This is a genomic window from Azospirillum agricola, from assembly GCF_017876095.1.
GTDB lineage: Bacteria > Pseudomonadota > Alphaproteobacteria > Azospirillales > Azospirillaceae > Azospirillum > Azospirillum agricola.
Genome location: NZ_JAGINM010000005.1, coordinates 377,125 through 395,274, shown reverse-complemented (window position 1 = coordinate 395,274; position 18,150 = coordinate 377,125). Strand labels below are relative to the sequence as shown.

At 72.8% G+C, this 18,150-nt stretch carries 13 protein-coding genes; 6 read left to right on the top strand and 7 right to left on the bottom strand.

Going from position 1 to position 18,150, the window contains the following annotated elements; all coding sequences use genetic code 11:
- Positions 1–54: 54 nt before the first annotated feature.
- Positions 55–1,332 carry an ABC transporter substrate-binding protein gene (locus tag J2847_RS10175; RefSeq protein ID WP_209778866.1) on the bottom strand — a complete coding sequence of 426 codons (1,278 nt, stop codon included), beginning with the start codon at positions 1,330–1,332 and terminating at the stop codon, positions 55–57.
- Positions 1,333–1,700: 368 nt separating this feature from the next.
- On the opposite strand from J2847_RS10175, the gene J2847_RS10170 reads away from it, so the two are divergent.
- The 4 genes from J2847_RS10170 to J2847_RS10155 are packed head-to-tail and all read left to right on the top strand — an operon-like array spanning position 1,701 to position 5,932.
- Positions 1,701–2,612 (top strand): IclR family transcriptional regulator, encoded by a 912-nt coding sequence (locus tag J2847_RS10170; RefSeq protein ID WP_209778865.1) that lies wholly within the window; start codon positions 1,701–1,703, stop codon positions 2,610–2,612.
- Positions 2,609–4,372: an FAD-dependent oxidoreductase gene (locus J2847_RS10165; RefSeq protein WP_209778864.1), complete on the top strand. Its 1,764-nt coding sequence runs from the start codon at positions 2,609–2,611 to the stop codon at positions 4,370–4,372. The genes J2847_RS10170 and J2847_RS10165 overlap by 4 nt, the downstream gene beginning before the upstream one ends.
- A gap of 39 nt (positions 4,373–4,411) precedes the next feature.
- Positions 4,412–5,026 carry an NIPSNAP family protein gene (locus J2847_RS10160; RefSeq protein WP_209778863.1) on the top strand — a complete coding sequence of 205 codons (615 nt, stop codon included), beginning with the start codon at positions 4,412–4,414 and terminating at the stop codon, positions 5,024–5,026.
- Between the two features lie 30 nt (positions 5,027–5,056).
- Positions 5,057–5,932 (top strand): sugar phosphate isomerase/epimerase family protein, encoded by an 876-nt coding sequence (locus J2847_RS10155; protein ID WP_209778862.1) that lies wholly within the window; start codon positions 5,057–5,059, stop codon positions 5,930–5,932.
- A gap of 15 nt (positions 5,933–5,947) precedes the next feature.
- Here the strand turns inward: J2847_RS10155 and J2847_RS10150 are convergent, their stop codons facing one another.
- The 6 genes from J2847_RS10150 to J2847_RS10125 form a co-directional block, all read right to left on the bottom strand.
- Positions 5,948–8,803 (bottom strand): bifunctional diguanylate cyclase/phosphodiesterase, encoded by a 2,856-nt coding sequence (locus J2847_RS10150; protein WP_209778861.1) that lies wholly within the window; start codon positions 8,801–8,803, stop codon positions 5,948–5,950.
- Complete coding sequence (locus J2847_RS10145; protein WP_085553316.1) at positions 8,803–9,309, bottom strand: hypothetical protein; 507 nt, start codon at positions 9,307–9,309, stop codon at positions 8,803–8,805. The genes J2847_RS10150 and J2847_RS10145 overlap by 1 nt, the downstream gene beginning before the upstream one ends.
- Positions 9,310–9,504: 195 nt before the next feature.
- Positions 9,505–10,410 (bottom strand): ribose-phosphate diphosphokinase, encoded by a 906-nt coding sequence (gene prs, locus J2847_RS10140; RefSeq protein ID WP_209778860.1) that lies wholly within the window; start codon positions 10,408–10,410, stop codon positions 9,505–9,507.
- Positions 10,411–10,581: 171 nt separating this feature from the next.
- Positions 10,582–13,092, bottom strand: coding sequence for a TonB-dependent siderophore receptor (locus J2847_RS10135; RefSeq protein WP_233474405.1), 2,511 nt, complete (start codon positions 13,090–13,092; stop codon positions 10,582–10,584).
- Positions 13,093–13,205: 113 nt separating this feature from the next.
- Positions 13,206–14,165, bottom strand: a complete 960-nt coding sequence (locus J2847_RS10130; RefSeq protein ID WP_209778859.1) for a FecR family protein — start codon at positions 14,163–14,165, stop codon at positions 13,206–13,208.
- Positions 14,165–14,671: a sigma-70 family RNA polymerase sigma factor gene (locus J2847_RS10125; protein WP_209778858.1), complete on the bottom strand. Its 507-nt coding sequence runs from the start codon at positions 14,669–14,671 to the stop codon at positions 14,165–14,167. Before J2847_RS10125 ends, J2847_RS10130 begins: the two co-directional genes overlap by 1 nt.
- A gap of 294 nt (positions 14,672–14,965) precedes the next feature.
- Between J2847_RS10125 and J2847_RS10120 the strand changes: the two genes are divergently transcribed.
- Both J2847_RS10120 and J2847_RS10115 read left to right on the top strand, forming a co-directional pair.
- Positions 14,966–16,174: an efflux RND transporter periplasmic adaptor subunit gene (locus J2847_RS10120; protein WP_209778857.1), complete on the top strand. Its 1,209-nt coding sequence runs from the start codon at positions 14,966–14,968 to the stop codon at positions 16,172–16,174.
- Between the two features lie 11 nt (positions 16,175–16,185).
- Positions 16,186–18,117 (top strand): MacB family efflux pump subunit, encoded by a 1,932-nt coding sequence (locus J2847_RS10115; RefSeq protein ID WP_209778856.1) that lies wholly within the window; start codon positions 16,186–16,188, stop codon positions 18,115–18,117.
- Positions 18,118–18,150 lie beyond the last annotated feature (33 nt).

The following is an 18,150-nucleotide window of genomic DNA, read 5'->3' as shown; positions in this document are numbered from 1 at the left end:
CTCTCCCGCAAGGGGAGAAGGGCTCGAAGCCAAGCAATCTTGAGGGATTCGCGCTTACGCCCTGTCCATGGCGCAGGCGATCTCCTCGCGGGTGCCGAACTGCTTCTCCAGGTCCAGCGGGTTCTCCGGCGTGACCTTCACCACGTCCAGCCAGTCCCACTTGTCGGTGATCCTGTCCTTCACCTTCAGCACCAGCGAGCGCCGCAGCATCTGGTGGTCCCAGTCGCGGTAATAGGCGGGAATGGCGCCGTCCTCGAAGCGGGCGGTCTCCAGCCCGCGCAGCAGGGCGGCGGCCTCCACCGATCCGGCCTGCTCGATGCCGCCCAGCAGGCTGCGCATGCTGAACCAGCCGAGCCAGGCCTTGTCGGCCGGCGGCTTGCCGTACTTGCCCTGGTAGGCGGCGATGAACTCCATGTCGGCGGCGGTGTTGTTGGGGTCGCTGAAATGCCAGGGCTTGCCGTAGATGCCGGTCGCCGCCTCCGGCCCGATCGACCACAGGTCGGAATCGCCGATGATCGGGCAGGCCACCGGGATCCGGCCCTTCATGCCCATGTCGGCGAACTGCTTGAGGAAGGCCGACAGGTCGCCGCCCGGCAGGCCGGCGACGATCACGTCGGGCTTGGCCTGCCGGATCTTCAGCAGGAAGGAGCTGAAATCCGTGGTGCCGAGCGGCGTCTTGTCGAAGCCGGCCTCGGTGCCGCCGAACGCGTCGAGCTGCTTCCTCATCTCGGCGTAGACGTCCATGCCGTAGGCGTAGGACGCGCAGATGAAATACCATTTCTTGCCGATGGCGGCGAGCTGCGGCCCGATCGCCCGGCTGGCGACCGGCGTCGTCGTCAGGACGCGGAAGGTGTAGGGGTTGCACTCCTTCCCGGTGATCTCGCGCGCCGCCGCGTTGGGCGTGATGAAGGGCACCCTCGTCCGCTTGGCGGCGGCGCTCATGGCCAGCGCGGTGCCGCTGTTGGTGCCGCCCAGGATGGCGGCGACCTTCTCCTCCTCCGCCAGCTTCTGGAAATTCTGCTGGGCCGCCTGCGGGCTCGGCTCGTCGTACCAGACCAGCTGGACGGGGCGGCCGAGCGCCTGCGACCTGGCCTGTTCCAGCGCGATGGTGGCGCCGTTCACCAGCAGCTCGCCCTGCTCGGTCCAGGTGCCCTGCTTGGCGAAGACGAGGCCGACCTTCAGCGGCACCTCGCCGCGCGCCGACAGGATGAAGGGGCCGCCGGCCGCCAGCGCGGCGCCGCCGATCACGGCGCGCCCGGCGCCGGTCAGCAGGCCGCGCCGGCTGACTCCCCGCGCGGTCCCCAGCGTGTTGGTGAACTTCATGTCCGTCATCTGCGCTCCCTCCATGTGTGCGGCCCCGTGTCCGGCCGCGTGGACGGCCGGTGCTTGGCTTCGGCGATTGTTGGTGGGGCGGTTATAGCTTGAAACCGGAACTGCATTCCAGTATGAATTTCAGAAATTGGAATTGCGTCCCAATATGGCGACGCAAACCGGAACAGAACGGAAAGCGGCCGACGATGCCAGCCATGGCTCACCCAGACCTTCACGCCCCGGCGGCGCGCGCGGCTTCGGCCCCCGCCACGGGCGGTTCCGCTTCCCCTGAATTCCGGTCCGGGCACGGCGCGGTGGAATCGGGTTCCGGCAAGGGCGTACACTCGCCGCCCTCCGGCACTCCCCCACCCGACGACAGGACACGGACGATGGCGCGCACGCCCTCCACCACCCCGGCTTCCGAACAGGCGCTCTCCGAGCCGGCGATCCCCGGCCAGCCGGCGCCCCGCGACCGCACCGGCATCCTCGACCGGGTGCTGGCGATCCTGGAGCTGCTGGCGGTCCACACCGAGGGGTTGCCGCTGCACGAGATCGCCGCGCGGCTCGACATTCCGCGCAGCGCCTCGCACCGGCTGCTGACCGACCTGATCGGCCATGGCTATGTCCGGCAGGACGGCGAGCGCGGCGGCTACATGCTGACCGCCAAGCTGGTGTCGCTCGGCTTCACCTATCTGTCGGGCAGCGGCGTCGTCGACCTCGCCCAGCCGGTGCTCGACCGGCTGGCGCTGCGGACCGGGGAACTGGTCCGCCTGTCGGTCGTCGACACCGACCGGCTGACCTGGGTCGCCAAGGCGCAGGGCGCGCGCACCGGGCTGCGCTACGACCCCGACATGGGCATGGAGGCGCCGCTCGCCTGCACCTCGGCCGGCTTCGCCTGGCTGTCCTGCCTGCGCGACGACGAGGCGCTGGCGCTGATCGCCAGGCAGCGCGCCCGCATGCCGGAGCAGCCGCTGGGACCGCAGGGGCCGCGCGGCGACGAGGAGATCCTGGAGCATATCCACCTCGCCCGCCGCCGTGGCTACAGCATCGCCATCGAGACCTTCACCGCCGGCATGGCCGCCATCGCCGCCCCGATCCGCACCCGCGAGGGGCGGCCGGTCAAGGGCTGCGTCAGCGTCGCCGGCCCCTATGTGCGCGTGACCGAGCCGCGCCTGCACGAGATGGCGCAGGATCTGCTCGCCGCCGCCGCCGAACTCGCCGCCACCGGCCTGGGTTCGCCGGCCTTCCACCGGCTCCGCCGCGACCGCGACGGGGACATCTTCAGCGGTTCGGGACCATGACGGACAGAGTTCAGGGAACATCGGGGGCAGCCGGGGCCGGGGCCGGGGCCGGAGCAGCGCCCGGAACGGCGCCCGTCTGCGACGTCCTGGTGGTCGGGTCGGGGGCCGGCGGCCTGTCGGTCGCCGTGACGGCGGCGTGGCACGGGCTGGACGTGCTGGTCGCCGAGAAGGCGCCGAAGCTGGGCGGCACCACGGCGTGGTCGGGCGGCTGGCTGTGGATCCCGCGCAACCCGCTGGCCGAGGCCGCCGGCATCCGCGAGGACGTCGAGGAACCCCGGCGCTACCTGCGCGCCATCCTCGGCAACCGGTACGACGCCGGGCGGATCGACGCCTTCCTGGAAAACGGGCCGCGCATGGTGTCCTTCTTCGAGGAGAACACCGCCGTCCGCTTCGTCGCCGGCAACGCGGTGCCCGATTTCGACGGCGACGCGCCGGGGGCGGCCACCGGCGGCCGGTCGGTCTGCGGCGCGCCCTACGACGGGCGGGAACTGGGGGAGGCGGTGGCGCTGCTGCGCCGCCCCCCGGCCGAGATGACGCTGATGGGCATGGGAATCGCGTCGGGCGCCGATCTCTGGCATTTCCTCAACGCGCGGCGCTCGCTGCGCTCGGCCCTGCACGCCGGGCGGCGGCTGGCCCGCCACGCCGTCGATCTGGTCCGCCACGGCCGCGCCATGCAGCTCGTCAACGGCGAGGCGCTGGCAGGCCGGCTGCTGAAATCGGCGCTGGATCTGAAGGTGCGCTTCCGCACCGGCTCCCCCGTCGTCCGGCTGATCGTCGAGGAGGGCGCCGTCCGCGGCGCCGTGCTGCGCACCCCCGACGGGGACGTCGCGGTGCGCGCCCGGCGCGGCGTCGTGCTGGCGGCCGGCGGCTTTCCCCACGACCCGGAGCGCCGCAGGGAGCTGTTCGGCCACGCGCCGACCGGGGCGGAGCATTGGTCGGCCGCCCCGCCGGACAACAGCGGCGACGGGCTGCGCCTGGGCGAATCGGCGGGGGCGGAGGTCGATCGCGGCCTGCGCGACGCCGGGGCCTGGGCGCCGGTGTCGCGGCTGGTCCAGCGCGACGGCTCGGTCCTGCATTTCCCGCACCTGATCGACCGGGGCAAGCCCGGACTCATCGCCGTCACCGCCGCCGGCCGGCGCTTCGCCAACGAGGCGAACTCCTACCACGCCTTCATGCGCGACCTCCTGGCCGCCGTCGGGCCGGGGGAGGAGGCCGCCGCCTGGCTGGTCTGCGACCACCGGTTCCAGCGCCGCTACGGGCTGGGCGCGTCGAAGCCCTTTCCGGTGCCGCTGGGGCGCTACCGGCGCAACGGCTATCTGGTCAGCGCGCCGACCCTGGAGGAGCTGGCCCGGCGCTGCGGCATCGACCCGGCCGGGCTGGCGGCGACGGTCGAGGCCTTCAACCGCGACGCCCGCGCCGGCCGCGACCCGGCCTTCGGGCGCGGCGGCACGCCCTACAACCGGGTGTCGGGCGATCCCGGCCACGGCCCCAACCCGACGCTCGGCCCCATCGAGCGCGGCCCCTTCCACGCGGTGAGGATCCTGCCGGGCAGCCTCGGCACCTTCGCCGGCCTGAAGACCGACGCGGCGGCCCGCGTGCTCGGCCGCGACGGCCGGCCGATCGCCGGGCTCTACGCCACCGGCAACGACATGGCCAGCGTGATGGGCGGCCATTACCCCAGCGGCGGCATCACGCTCGGCCCCGCGATGACCTTCGGCTATCTGGCCGGACTCGATCTGGCGCGAAAGGCGGCCGGCTGACCGGCCCATTCTCCTTCACGACTCATTCCGGAGACCATTATGGAACGCTACGAACTGGCGACGCTGTCCACCACGATGGGGGCGGCGGCGAAGCTGGGCGCCCGCCTGCGCGACTTCTGCGCGGCGGACGGCGCGCGCGGCCGCCTTCTCGGCGCCTGGGCGTCGGACATCGGCCCGCTGAACCGCGTCCTCGTGCTGCGCGGCTTCGACACCGCCGCCGACGCGGCGGCCGAGCGCGGGCGCACGCTGGCCAGCGCCGACCCCTTCGGCGCCGGGGAGTTCCTGACCGGCCTGTCGCTCGACACGCTGGCGCCCTTTCCCGGCCTGCCCCCGGTCGAGCCCGGCGCCTTCGGGCCGATCTACGAGATCCGCTCCTACGTGCTGAAGACCGGCGGGCTGGCCCCGACGCTGGAGGGCTGGGCGGAGGCGCTGCCCGGCCGCACGAAGCTGTCGAAGCTGCTGCTGGCGACCCACGCCGTGGACGGCCCGCCGCGCATCGTCCACATCTGGCCCTACGCCAGCCTGGAGGAACGGGCGCGCCTGCGCGCGGAATCGGTGCGTGTCGGGGTCTGGCCGCCCAGGAGCGCGGTCTGGCTGACCCCGGCCATGGAGTCGACCATCGGACTGCCGCTCGACGTCTCGCCGCTGACCTGAGTCCGCTCCCATCCTTCGAGGATCCCGATCATGGGCCACAGCTTCTCACTCGCCCATCTCACGGTGCTGGACGTGGCGCCGCCGGAGATGGTGGCGCTGGCCGCGCGCGCCGGCTACGACCACGTCGGCGTCCGCCTGCTGCCGGCCACCCCCGGCGGGCCGGCCTATCTGATGGACGACCCGCGCCTGCTGCGGGAGACCCTGGCCGCCGTCGCCGACACCGGAGTCACGGTCTTCGACCTGGAGATCATCCGGCTGGAGCCGCACACCGACCTCGCCGCCTTCACGCCCTTCCTGGAGATCGGGCAGGCGCTGGGCGCCCGGGCGATCCTGGTCGCCGGCAACGACCCCGACGAGGCCCGCCTGACCGCGCGCTTCGCCGGGCTGTGCGAGGCGGCGGCCCCCTACGGCCTGTCGGCGGATCTGGAGTTCATGCCCTGGACCGACGTGCCCGACCTGTCCAAGGCGGCGCGCGTCGTCCGCGCCGCCGCCCAGCCCAACGGCGGCGTGCTGGTGGACGCGCTGCATTTCGACCGGTCCGGCAGCCGCATCGCCGACCTGGCCGCCCTGCCGCGCGAATGGCTGCATTACGTCCAGCTCTGCGACGCCCCGGCCGAAAAGCCGGCCACCACCGAGGGGCTGATCCACGCCGCCCGCGCCGAGCGGCTGTTTCCCGGCGAGGGCGGCATCGACCTGCTCTCCATCCTGCGGCCGCTGCCGCGCGACGTGCCGGTGAGCCTGGAGATCCCGACCGACACGCTGGCCCGCAGCGTCGGCCCCGAGGAACGCGCCCGCCGCGCGCTGGCCGCCGCCAAGGCCCTGCTCGCCCGTCTGGACGAGGGGGCCGGGCAGGGGGAAGGGGAGAGGCGGGGCGCGGAGCGTCCGTTGGCGGACGCGGCGCGCTGAGCGTCCGGCGGCGCGTCACCCCGCCGGAGTCGCGTCCCGTGCCGCCAGCCCGGCCAGCAGGGCCTCCATCTGGTCGGGCGGCAGCGGGCGGCTGAACAGGTAGCCCTGGTAGCTCTCGCAGGCGAGGTCGCGCAGAAGCTGCAACTGGGCTTCGTTCTCGACCCCCTCGGCGATCACCGACAGGCCGAGGCTGCGGCCCAGACCGACGATGGCGCGCGGCACCGAGGCGTCGCTCGCCCCGCTCGACAGATCCTGGATGAAGGAACGGTCGATCTTCACCTTGTCGATCGGCAGCCGGTGCAGGTAGCTGAGCGAGGAATAGCCGGTGCCGAAATCGTCCAGCGCGATCAGCACGCCGCGTTCCTTCAGCCCGGCCAGCGTCGCGGCGGCGGTGTCGATGTCCTCGATCAGGGTGCTCTCGGTGACCTCGATCTCCAGCTCCGGCCCGGCCAGCCCGTTGGCGTCGAGCGCCTGGGCGACCTTGACCGGCAGCAGCCCGTCGCGGAACTGGGCGCCCGACAGGTTGACGGCCACCGGCACCGACAGGCCGAAGCGGTCGCGCCAGCGGCGGATCTGCGCGCAGGCCTCCGCCAGCACCCAGTCGCCCATGGCGATGACCAGACCGGTTTCCTCGGCCACCGGCAGGAAGCGGCCGGGCATGACCAGCCCGTCCTGCGGGTGGCGCCAGCGGACCAGCGCCTCCAGCCCGACGATGCGGCCGTCGGCGGTGGCGACCTGCGGCTGGTAGACCAGGAACAGCTCGCCGTCGCGGATCGCCCGGCGCAGGCTGGCCTCCAGATCCATGCGCTCGCGCGACTTGGCGCCCATCTCGCGGGTGACGAAGCGGTAGGCGTTCCGGCCGGTCTCCTTGGCGTTGTACATGGCGATGTCGGCGCAGCGGATCAGCCCCTCGACGTCGTCGGCGTCGTCGGGGTAGAGGCTGATGCCGACGCTGGGGGTGACGACGAAGCTCTGCCCGCCGACCTGGAAGGGGCTGGCGAGCTGCGCCACCACCGTCTCGGCGACCGCCGCCGCGTCGGCGGGGTCGGCCACCTGGCGGACGACGATCAGGAACTCGTCGCCGCCCAGCCGGCCGACCGTGTCGGTGTCGCGCAGCCCCGCCTGGAGCCGCCGGGCGACCGAGCGCAGCACCTCGTCGCCGAAGGAATGGCCCAGGCTGTCGTTGATCACCTTGAAACGGTCGAGGTCGATGAACAGCACGCCGACCTTGCCGCCGTCGCGCCTGGCCTCGTGCAGCGCCTGGGCGATGCGGTCGAACAGCAGCACCCGGTTGGGCAGCCCGGTCAGCGCGTCGAAATGGGCGAGATACTGGATGTGCTGCTCGGCCCGCCGCTTCTCGCCGATGTCCTCGGCGAAGGCCAGCACGAACATCAGCTCCCCGTCCGCCGTCACCGGCTGGAAATGCAGGCTGAAATGGCTGCGCCGCCCGCCGGTCAGCAGCGGCTGGTCGGTCTCCAGCTTGCCGCTCTCGCCCTGGAGGGCGGCGTCGAGCGCGAAGACGACCGCCGGGTCGCCGGCGCGCAGCCGCAGATCGACCCCGACCACCGCGTCGCGCCCGCGCCCGGCGGCCCGCGCGAAGGCCGGGTTGCACTCGACGACCAGCCCGTCGCCGCCGATCACCGCGATGCCGAGCGGCGCCTGGGTGAAGAGCTGGGTGCGTTCCGCCTCCCGGCGGCGCAGCGAGGCGGTCATCCGTTCCGCCAGCACCAGCGCGCGGGCGCGGGTGGCGGTCATCGTCCGCAGCAGCAGGAACAGCGCGGCGCTCAGCGTCAGCCCGCCGGCCAGGACCGCCGGCGGCCCCCACTCCTCGACGCCGATCCCGCCGGCGGGCCGGCTTTCGTAGCGCACCGTCCAGATCCGCCCGCCCAGCGGCAGCTCGCGGACCACCGAGATCGGCGCCGGCGCGGCGGGCAGGAGGGAGGGCGGCAGCAGGGAGAACGGCAGCAGGGACGGCGCCGCCGTCGTCGGGCCGCCGTTCCGGTAGAGCGGGAAGTCGGCCTCGCCGGCCGGCGTGTCGAAGACCTCGACCAGGACGTCGTGGCGGCCGCCGCCGAACAGCCCGTCGATCAGCGGCATGACCCGCACCGGGGTCAGCACCACGCCGGTGAAGGAGGCGCGCCGCGCCTCGGGCGTGGGCGGCGGCGGGTCGTCGCGGTAGGTGGCCTGGAACAGGATGAAGGCCGGCTGCACGCCGCCGGCCTCGTCGACCTTCAGGGTGATGGCGCGCGTCGCCGTCGGCTGGCCGCTGTCGCGCGCGCGCTCGATGGCGTCGCGGCGGATGCCCTCCGACATCAGGTCGAAGCCGAGCGCGCGGGCGCTGGTCTCGTTGGCCGGGGCGGAGAAGATGTTGATCGCCCGCTCGGCCCCGCCATGCTCGGGCCAGACGCGGAAGCCGGGGGCGTCGTCGGCGCGCATCGCGGCGGCGAGGTCGCCGGCCCGCCCGGCGCCGACGGCGCGGGCGTAGGCCACCGCCAGGATGCCGGGATAGCGTTCGGGAATGCGCAGCGCCTCGACGAAGCGGTTCCATTCGGCGCGGCGGAGCTGGGGAAAGGCGGTGACGACCGAGGCGGCGCTGCGCGCCACCTGCTCGTACACCCGCAGACGGTCGCCGAGCTGGCTGTGCAGCTCCTCCACCCGGATGGAGAAGCGGTGCTGCGCCTGTTCGTGCAGGGAGCGCGCCGAGCGGTCCCAGGCCAGCACCGACAGCAGGATCCCGCCGGCCAGCACCAGCCACGGAACGCCGCGGACGGCGGGCGCGCGCGGCGGATCGGAGGGCGGCGGATCGGAGGGCGGCGGATCGGAGGGCGGCGGATCGGGCCGGCCGGCGTCCGGTTCCGGGACCGGCTCCATCAGAATTCCTTCAGGATCTTCGGGCTGTTCACCAGAAGCCGTTCGATCATGCCCAGGATGTGCTCGATCTTGGTGCGGGTGGCGTCCAGCTCGTCGGCGGTCTTGTCGTCGATGCCGGCCTCCATCAGCATGGTGTCGAAGCTGTGCAGGGTCTCGTTGAAGGCCTTCTGCTCCGCCTCCAGCACGTCGAAGGCGCCGAGCGAGCTGGTCAGCGCCAGCGGCGGGTCGCTGATGAAGGCGTGGCTGATGTCGGTGAAGATGGCGATGGCGGTCAGCTTCTGCCGGATCACCCATTGCGGGAAGTTGGCTGGCAGCTCCTTCCCGGCCTCCGCCAGCCGCTCCTGGATGGAGAAGACCAGCCCCTGGATGTCGAGGTAGGCGTTGCGGATCTCACGGAAGCGCGGAAAGGTCTTGGGCTTTCCCGCCGCGCGCAGCCGGCCCAGCGCCACGACATCCTCCGACAGCTTGCGGGCCATCCGGAGAACGACGTCCGTCACCTTCGCCACAGTCCGCCTCCGCTCACGCCCGCCGCTCCGATCACCGATGGATTCGCGGCAGAGCCTACACCAAACCGGACGGAATCGTTAGCGTCGCGAAACCCTGAGGCGGTGTTGCGGCGTTCTGCATCAGGTCCTTGGCGCCGGGCCGGGCGGCGTCGGCCGTTGTCGGCTTGCGGCGTCGGCCGCGGCTGGCTTGCGGCGTCAGCCGCCGCCGGTCTCGAAGCCGCGGATGGCCTCGGCGATCAGCCCGGCGAGAGGCAGCGCGTTGGTCGGGTGGGGCACCCCGTCGCAGGACAGCGGCAGCCCCAGCCCCTCCGCCTCGAAGCGGGCGGCGACGGCCCCGCCGAACAGGGCGTGGACGCCGAACACCCGCAGCGACGCCGCCCCCAGCCCGCGCGCGGCGCGCGCGCAGGAGAAGATCGTCTCGCCGGAGCTGATCACGTCGTCGACGATCACCGCCGGGCGGCCGGCGAGCGGGGCGTCGGCCGGCAGGACGACCGTCACGTCGCGGTCGCCGCGCCGTTCCTTGCGCCCGACGACGCCGGCGAGGCCGAGCGGGCCGGCCACCGCCTCGACGAGCGGGGCGGCCTCCTCGTCGGGGCCGACGATCACGGCGTCGGCGGGAACGCCCTCGGCGCGCAGCCGCTCGACGATCGGGCCGGCGCCGGTCAGCGCGCGGGACGGGCGGCCGACGAAGACCTCGTCGAGCGTGTGGGTGCGGTGGAGGTGCGGCTCGACGCAGACGAAGCGGTCGAAGCAGCGCCCCAGCCAGTCGCCGATCACCGCCTGGCTGACCGGCTCGCCCGGCCTGAAGATGGCGTCCTGGCGCATGTAGGCCATGTAGGGCGCCACCAGGCACAGCTCCGTGGCGCCCTGGCGGCGCAGCACCGAGGCGGCGAGCGTCAGCTCGACCAGCTTGTCGTTCGGCTGGTCGAGCGAGCGGTAGACGATGGCGCGCTCCACCGGCTGCGGCAGCCGGACGAGGCTTTCCCCGTCGGGGAAGCGGTGCAGCTCGGCGATGTGGCAGGGGATGCCGAGCGCCTCGGCCAACTCCCGCGCCGCCCGCGCCGATTCCGGAAACCCGTAAACGCCCGTATAGCGGGCCATGCCCCGTCTCCCCGTCACCTTGTTCCGGTCAAGGTGGGGTAGCTTGGCCCAGGAGGTTGCGGGCGGTCAACCGTCACCAATGGACGAGAACGGGCGGCCGAGAACGGGCGGCCGAGAACGGGTGGCCGAGAACGGGCGGCCGCGTCGCGACGCCGCCGCCGGTTCGGACTATCACCAGTTGGCTTTCAGGGTGAACAGCACGTTGCGCGGTTCGCCGTAGTAGCCGTTGGTCTGGATGCTGGTCAGGTACTTCTTGTCGAACAGGTTGTTGAGGTTGACCGCCGCCGACACCGTCTCGGTGATCCGGTAGCGCGCCATCAGGTCGACCACCGCGTAGCCGTCCTGGTCGTAGCGGCTGCGGCCGGTGCCGTTGTAGATCGCGCCCTGCCACTTGACGTTGCCGCCGACGGTCAGGCGGTCCCAGGCGCCCGGCAGCCGGTAGGTGGTGAACAGCTTGACGCTGTCCTTGGGCACGTAGGTCATCAGCTGCTGGCCGCCGGCGTCCTTGATCGTGGTGCGGCTGTAGCCGCCGCCGACCTGCCAGCCCTCCAGCACCTCGCCGGACAGCTCCAGCTCGAAGCCCTTGCTCTTGGCGCCCTTGGCCGCCTTGTAGGCCTGCCCGCCGTCGGGGGTGAAGCGGCCGGAATCGACGACCGCCAGATTGTCCTGCTGGATCAGGAACACCGCCGCGCTGGCGTTGAGCCGGCCGCCGAGGAACTCGGCCTTGACGCCGGCCTCGTAGGCGTCGCCTTCGAGCGGGTCGAGGGTCCGGCCGGCGGCGTCCTTGCTGTCCTGCGGCTTGAAGATGCTGGTGTAGCTGCCATAGACCGACCAGATGTCGGTCAGGTCGTAGACGATGCCGGCGTAGGGCGTGAAGACGCCGTTCTCCGACCGCTTGCCGTAGGTGCCCGCCGCGCCGTTCGGGTGGCCCTCCTCGCTCTGCTCCCAGCGGCTGAGCCGGCTGCCGAGGATGACCGACAGATCGTCGGTCGGCCGCAGCCGGGTCGCGGCGTAGACGGCCGTCTGGCGCTCGTTGGTCTGCGACCAGCCGGTCGGGGTCAGCGTCGGCTGGGCGATGTTGCCGTTCCAGGTGAAGTAGTTGGGGATGTCGGTGTTGTAGCCGGTGATGTACCAGAGCGGGTAGCTGAGGCCGCTGCGCTTGGCGTAATAGCCGCTGACGCCGGCCATCAGGTCGTGGCGCCGCCCGAACAGCTCGAACGGGCCGCTGACGTCGGCGCTGACCGAGGTCTGCTGGAGGTTCGACTTCCAGCGACCGGGCCAGACGCCCATGCCGGTGCCGTCGCGGTTCAGGCTGCCGCGCACGCCATAGCCGAGCAGCCCGTCATAGTTGCGGTTGTTGTGCTCGACGTTCAGCGTCGCGGTCCAGCCGTCGGCGAAACGGTGCTTCACCTCGCTGAAGACCGTCAGGTTGTCGTGCATGAAGTACGCCCAGTTGGCGCCGCTGTTGTAGGAGCGGGAGAAGTCGGTCCTCGTCCCGTCGGCGTAGAACAGCGGAAAGCCGGCGCGCGACGCGTTGTCGGACTTGTGCTTCTGGTGCTCGACCCCGACGGTCCAGGTCGTGTCCTCGGTGACGTCGGCCTCCAGGACGCCGTAGAGCACCCTCTTGCGCTCGTGCAGGCGGTCGATGAAGGTGTCGTTGTCCTGGTAGGCGCCGACGACGCGGCCGCGCAGCCGGCCGTTCCCGACCAGCGGGCCGGACAGGTCGGCCTCGCCCCGGTAGCGGTCCCAGGAGCCGACCTGCCCCTGGAGATAGCCCTGGACGGTGGCGGTCGGCCGCTTGCGGACCAGATTGACCGCCGCCGACGGGTCGCCGACGCCGTTCAGCAGGCCGGTCGCCCCGCGCACCACCTCCACGCGGTCGAAGATCGCCATGTCGGAGATGGAATCGTCGAAACCGTAGACGGTCGAGCGCGGGATGCCGTCGACCTGGAAATTCTTCACGGCGAAGCCGCGCGAGAAGATTTCCGACCCGTCGCTGCCCAGCGCGGCGCCCTGCATCCGCGTGACGCCGACCGTCTGGTCGAGCACCTCGCGGATCTCGGTGCGCCCCTGGTCCTCGATGCGCTGGCGGGTGATGACGCTGACCGACTGCGGCGTCTCGCGCGGCGACAGCGGCAGCTTGGTGGCGGTGGCGGTCGAGCCGGTGGTGTAGGAGCCGGTGCCCTCGGTGCGGCCCCGGTCGGTCAGGCTGGCGCCCTGGACCGTCACCGGGTCGAGCACCATCGCCCCGCCGGCCCCGGCGGTGGCCTTCTCCAGCGTCACCGTCTCGGCATCGACGAAGCGCGCGGTCAGGCCGGTGCCCGACAGCAGGCGGATCAGCGCCTCGCGCGGCGACAGGCTGCCCGACACGCCCGGCGAGGAGAGCCCCTGCGCGATCCCGGTCGGGTACAGCACCTGGAAGCCGGTGGCCTGCCCGTAGGCGGCCAACACGCCCGGCAGCGGGCCGGCGGCGATGGCGAAGGTCACGGTCCGGCCCTGCTGGGCCACCTGAGGCGCGGCCGCCGCCCCAGCCGACGCCCCAGCCGCCGCCCCAGCCGACGCGCCGGTGGCCGCCAGGGCGCCGTGCAGCGCGGTCGTCGCCAGCAGCATCCCCATCGCCGCCGGCTTCCAGCCGATCCGCGCCCTTTTCTCCCGCGCCGAGCGCGCCCCAGATCCGATCATCGCCAAGACCCCCGTCATTATGCGAATGAGTTGCATTTGCCTTTTGGCGAGTCAGGACGCTGGCCGAAGGGGGGATCCTCACCTCGTTTCGAAGAAAAATTCGGACGAACCGGCTAGGCGGAACGAATGATCACCAATCCGGGTACGGGATGCAGCGTGCGCACGGGCAGGATGCGTACGATGGCGTTCAGCGCGGCGTCCGGGCGGGCGGCGTCGACGCTGCCGTCGACCCGCAGCTCGGCGAGCGGACGGTCCCACAGCAGGATGCGGGCGGGGTGGTAGCGGTTGAGGTCGGCGATCACCGCGTCGAGCGGCTGGCCCTGGAAGACCAGCCGGCCCTGCCGCCACGCGGTCTCGGCCGCCACCCCGTCCCGCACCAGCGGGCCGGGGCCGCCGGGGCCGTAGGAGCGGCAGTGCCCGGCCAGGAGCTGGACCGGCGGCGCGAGGCCGGCCGTCAGGGTGGCCGTGCCCTCCTCGACCGCCGCCACGGCGGACTCCGGCTGGCGGTGCAGGATCAGGGTGGCGCCCGCCGTCGTCAGCCGGCCGCCGGCGCAGGCGACGGTGAAGGGCCGGCCGGGGTCGCGGGCGGCGACGAAGCGCGCGCGCCCGTCGATCAGGCGGACGCGGCGCTCGGCGGGGGAGAATTCCACCGCCAGCGCGCTGCCGGCGTCGAGCTCGACGACCGAGCCGTCGTCGAGCGTCGCCGTCCGGCGCTCGCCGGTCGCGGTGCGGATGTCGCCGGCCCAGGCGGTCATCGCGACGGTGCCGCCCAGCCCGGCGGCGCAGGCCGCCGCCCCGCCGGCCACGCCGTAGGTCAGGAAGCGGCGGCGGGTCGGCGCCGCGCGCGTGACCCGGCGATGGCCCCGGCGCGGATCGGGCACGCGGTCGAGGTCGTCCCACACCCCGGCCAGCCGGTCGTATTCGCGCCGGTGGGCGGGGTCGCGCGCCAGCCAGTCGGCGAAGGCCCGGCGGTCGGCCGGATCGGCGTCGCCGGATTCCAGGCGCACGAACCACGCCAGGGCGTCCTCGCGCGGGTCGCCGGTTAACGCCGGCCGCTCGCCGTTCCCCTCCATCACAGGGCCAGCCGGTCGCGGCAGTGGGCCAGAGCCTTCATGACGTGCTTCTCCACCATGCTGCGCGAGATGCCCAGGCGCGCGGCGATCTCGGCATGGCTCAAACCGTCGAATTTGTGAAGCAGAAACACCTCGCGGCAGCGCGGCGGCAGCTCGTTCAGCGCCTGGCTCAGCCGCTCGAAGCGCTGCTTGTGCTCCAGGGTGGCCTCGGCGTCCGGTTCCTCCAGCGGGCGGTCGAGCCCGAGTTCGGCCGGGGCGAAGCGCCGCCCCCAGCGGGTTTCCGCCCGCATCCGGTCGAGCGCGATGTTGTCGGCCATGCGGAACAGGTAGGAGCGCGGGTTGTCGATCTCCGGCAGGGCGGTCAGGCTGCGCAGGCGCAGATAGGTGTCCTGCACGACGTCCTCGGCCAGGCACAGCGAGCCGAGGCGCCGGGCCAGATGGCCCGTCATCTCCTCGTAATGCACGAGCAGCAGGCCCAGCAGGGAAGAGCGGTCTCTTTCAGCCATGACCTCGGCGACACCCGTTCCAACGATCCATCAGGAGCCAGTCCTAAACCATGAATGCGAATCATTCGCAATCTATGGATCCGCCGTGGGGAAAATTTTTGCGGAACCGGGGTGAGGGGGTGGGCGCCGCCGGTCGTCCTCGTGTCAGGCCGGTCCCGCGCCCGACGCCGGATGCGTGCCGGATTCGCTTTTCCGGTGAGGCTGCGGCCTCCGTCAAACGTCCTTGGTGAGAACGATCCGCATTCTCGCGCTCCATCGCCCTTCCCATCGCCACCAGGGACTTCGACCGCCGCCATGACCAGACCATCCCCGCCCGCCCGCCGCCGGTACCGGGTCGTCCTCGCCATCGGGGTGGTTCTCGCCGGATTCGCCTCGGCCGCGCTGCTGGGGCGGAGCGATCCCGCCCAGTCCGCCGACCAGACGGCGATCGGGCGCGGCACGGTCGAGGACACGGTGACGGCGCTCGGCAAGATCCAGCCGCGCGCCTACGTCGACGTCGGCGCCCAGGTGTCGGGCCAGCTGATGCGGCTGCATGTCACGGTCGGGCAGATGGTGCGCGAGGGCGACCTGCTGGCCGAGATCGATCCGGCCCTGCAACAGGCCAAGGTCGAGGCCGGCCGCGCCGAGCGCGCCCGCCTGACCGCCCTGCTGGACGAGCTGCGGGCGCGCGCCGACTTCGCCCAGGCCCAGCTCGCCCGCCAGACGGCGCTGCGCCGGGTCGAGGCCGGGCGCGGCGAGGCCTACGACCAGGCGCGGATGGAGGCGCGCACCGCCGCCGCCCAGGTCGACGCCACGCTGGCCCAGATCCGCCAGACCGACTCGACCCTCCAGGCCGACGAGGCGCAGCTCGGCTACACCCGCATCTACGCGCCGATGAGCGGCACGCTGATCGCGGTCGACGCCCGCCAGGGCCAGACCATCAACTCGACCTACGAGGCGCCGGTCCTGATGCGCATCGCCGATTTGTCGGCGATGACCGTGTGGACCCAGGTGTCGGAGGCCGACGTCACCCGCCTGACCGACAACATGCCGCTCTACTTCACCACGCTCGGCCATCCCGGCCGGCGCTGGACGGCGCGGTTGCAGCAGATCCTGCCGGCCCCGCCCAAGCCGGCGGCGAGCGGCGGTTCCAACGGCGGCTCGTCGTCGGGCGGCGGGACGGGGGCCAGCACCGTCGTGCTCTACACCGCGCTGTTCGAGGTCGCCAACGAGCGCGGCGAGCTGCGCCCGGAGATGACCGCCCAGGTCTTCTTCGTCGCCGCCGAGGCGAGGAACGCGCTCACCGTCCCGGTCGCCGCCCTGACCGCGAAGGACGAGGCGGCCGGGCTGCACACCGTCGCGATGATCGGGCCGGACGGCGCCGTCGAGACGCGCGAGGTGCGCGTCGGCGTGCGCGACCGATTCAACGCCCAGATCCTGCACGGGCTGGCCGAGGGCGAGCGGATCGTCACCGGCTGGCGGACCGACGACGGCCGCCCGCCCCGCGTCGGGTTCCGGCTGTGACCGGGGAGGCCGTGAGCGCGCCGCTTCTCGTCCTGGAGGACATCCGCAAGACCTACGCCAGCGGCGGCGGCGTCGCGGTGGAGGTGCTGCGCGGCGTCTCGCTGACCGTCGAGGCGGGGGAGTTCGTCGCCATCGTCGGCAGCTCCGGCTCGGGCAAGTCGACGCTGATGAACATCCTCGGCGGGCTCGACCGCCCGACCTCCGGGAGCTACCGGGTCGCCGGGCGCGACGTGTCGGAGCTGGAGGGCGACGAGCGGGCGGCGCTGCGGCGCGACGGCTTCGGCTTCGTCTTCCAGCACTACCACCTGATCCCCGGCACCTCGGCGCAGGAGAATGTCGAGATGCCGGGCCGCTACGCCGGCCTGCCCGCCGCGCTGCGGGAAAGCCGCGCCGCCGCGCTGCTCGGCCGGCTCGGGCTGGGGGAGCGGCGCCACCACCGGCCGAACCAGCTGTCCGGCGGCCAGCAGCAGCGCGTCTCGATCGCGCGGGCGCTGATGAACGGCGCCCCGGTCATCCTCGCCGACGAGCCGACCGGCGCGCTCGACAGCGCCAGCGGCGCCGAGGTGGTGGCCCTGCTGCGCGAGCTGGCGGCCGAGGGCCGCACCATCGTCCTGATCACCCACGACCGCAAGGTGGCCGAGGCCGCCGACCGGGTGGTCGAGATGCGCGACGGCCGCATCGTCGCCGACAGCGGCCGGCGGTCCATTCCCGCGGCCCCGCCTCCGGCTCCGGCGGAACGCCACGGCCCCGCCTCCGTCCGGACCAGCGCCGGGGAGGCCTTCCCGGCGGCGCTGCGCTCGCTGGGGGCGAACGGCTTCCGCACGGCGCTGACCCTGCTCGGCATCGTCATCGGGGTGGCGTCGGTGATCGCGCTGCTCGCCATCGGCGAGGGCGCCAAGCGGGCGGTGATGGCGCGGGTCGGCGCGCTGGGCGTGAACCTGGTCTACGTGCTGGCCGGCAGCGGCGACCCCCGCCTGCCGACCACGCCGCTGACCGAGGCCGACGGCGAGGCCATCCTGCGGCTGCCCAACGTCGAGAGCGTCATGCCCTACCTCGACACGCCGGTGATGGTGCGTTACGGCAACATCGACCACCGCACCAGCGGGCTGGCGACCTCGGCCTCGCTGCCGCTGACCCACCGCTGGCCGGTCGCCCAGGGGGCCTTCTTCACCACCGCCGACGAGCGGGCCGGGGCGGCGGTCGCCGTGCTCGGCCACAACGTCGCGAAGAAGCTGTTTCCCAACGGGGAATCGCCGCTCGGCCGGCATGTGCAGGTCAACAACATCCCCTTCCAGATCACCGGCGTGATGGGGAGGAAGGGCGACCTCACCGGCAGCCAGGACACCGACGACTGGGTGTTCGTGCCGCTGTCCACCGGCGTGCAGCGGCTGGTCGGCAAGCCCGACCTCCAGCTCATCCTGGTGTCGGTCCACGACGTCGGGCGCATCACCCGGACCCGCGACGCGATCCGCAAGCTGCTGGGCGAACGCCACGGGCAGGAGGATTTCCAGATCCGCGACGTCACCGCGCGCATCAAGGCGGCGACCGAGACGCAGGACACCATGACGCTGCTGCTCGGCAGCGCCGCCGTGGTGACGCTGCTGGTCGGCGGCATCGGGGTGATGAACATCATGCTGGTCAGCGTGACCGAGCGGACCCGCGAGATCGGCATCCGCATGGCCGCCGGGGCGCGGGCCTCCGACATCGAGCGGCAGTTCCTGATGGAGGCGGCGCTGGTCGCCGGGCTGGGCGGGCTGGTCGGGGTGGCGCTGGGCCTGGCGAGCGGCGCGCTGGTCGGGCTGTTCGTGATGCCGGTGCTGTTCACGGCGACCGCCATCGCCGGGGCGGTGACGTCGGCCGTGGCGACGGGCCTGGTGTTCGGCCTGATCCCCGCCCGCCGCGCCGCCCGTCTCGACCCGGTGGCCGCCCTGTCCAGCGAGTAGGGCGGGGGCGATTAATGCCCGTTAATGAACCGC

What these genes read in the sequence shown, in the direction of transcription:
- J2847_RS10175 (WP_209778866.1), bottom strand. Translation starts at nt 1,332, where the DNA reads ATGACGGACATGAAGTTCACCAACACGCTGGGGACCGCGCGGGGAGTC.
- J2847_RS10170 (WP_209778865.1), top strand. Translation starts at nt 1,701, where the DNA reads ATGGCGCGCACGCCCTCCACCACCCCGGCTTCCGAACAGGCGCTCTCC.
- J2847_RS10165 (WP_209778864.1), top strand. Translation starts at nt 2,609, where the DNA reads ATGACGGACAGAGTTCAGGGAACATCGGGGGCAGCCGGGGCCGGGGCC.
- J2847_RS10160 (WP_209778863.1), top strand. Translation starts at nt 4,412, where the DNA reads ATGGAACGCTACGAACTGGCGACGCTGTCCACCACGATGGGGGCGGCG.
- J2847_RS10155 (WP_209778862.1), top strand. Translation starts at nt 5,057, where the DNA reads ATGGGCCACAGCTTCTCACTCGCCCATCTCACGGTGCTGGACGTGGCG.
- J2847_RS10150 (WP_209778861.1), bottom strand. Translation starts at nt 8,803, where the DNA reads ATGGAGCCGGTCCCGGAACCGGACGCCGGCCGGCCCGATCCGCCGCCC.
- prs (WP_209778860.1), bottom strand. Translation starts at nt 10,410, where the DNA reads ATGGCCCGCTATACGGGCGTTTACGGGTTTCCGGAATCGGCGCGGGCG.
- J2847_RS10135 (WP_233474405.1), bottom strand. Translation starts at nt 13,092, where the DNA reads ATGATCGGATCTGGGGCGCGCTCGGCGCGGGAGAAAAGGGCGCGGATC.
- J2847_RS10130 (WP_209778859.1), bottom strand. Translation starts at nt 14,165, where the DNA reads ATGGAGGGGAACGGCGAGCGGCCGGCGTTAACCGGCGACCCGCGCGAG.
- J2847_RS10125 (WP_209778858.1), bottom strand. Translation starts at nt 14,671, where the DNA reads ATGGCTGAAAGAGACCGCTCTTCCCTGCTGGGCCTGCTGCTCGTGCAT.
- J2847_RS10120 (WP_209778857.1), top strand. Translation starts at nt 14,966, where the DNA reads ATGACCAGACCATCCCCGCCCGCCCGCCGCCGGTACCGGGTCGTCCTC.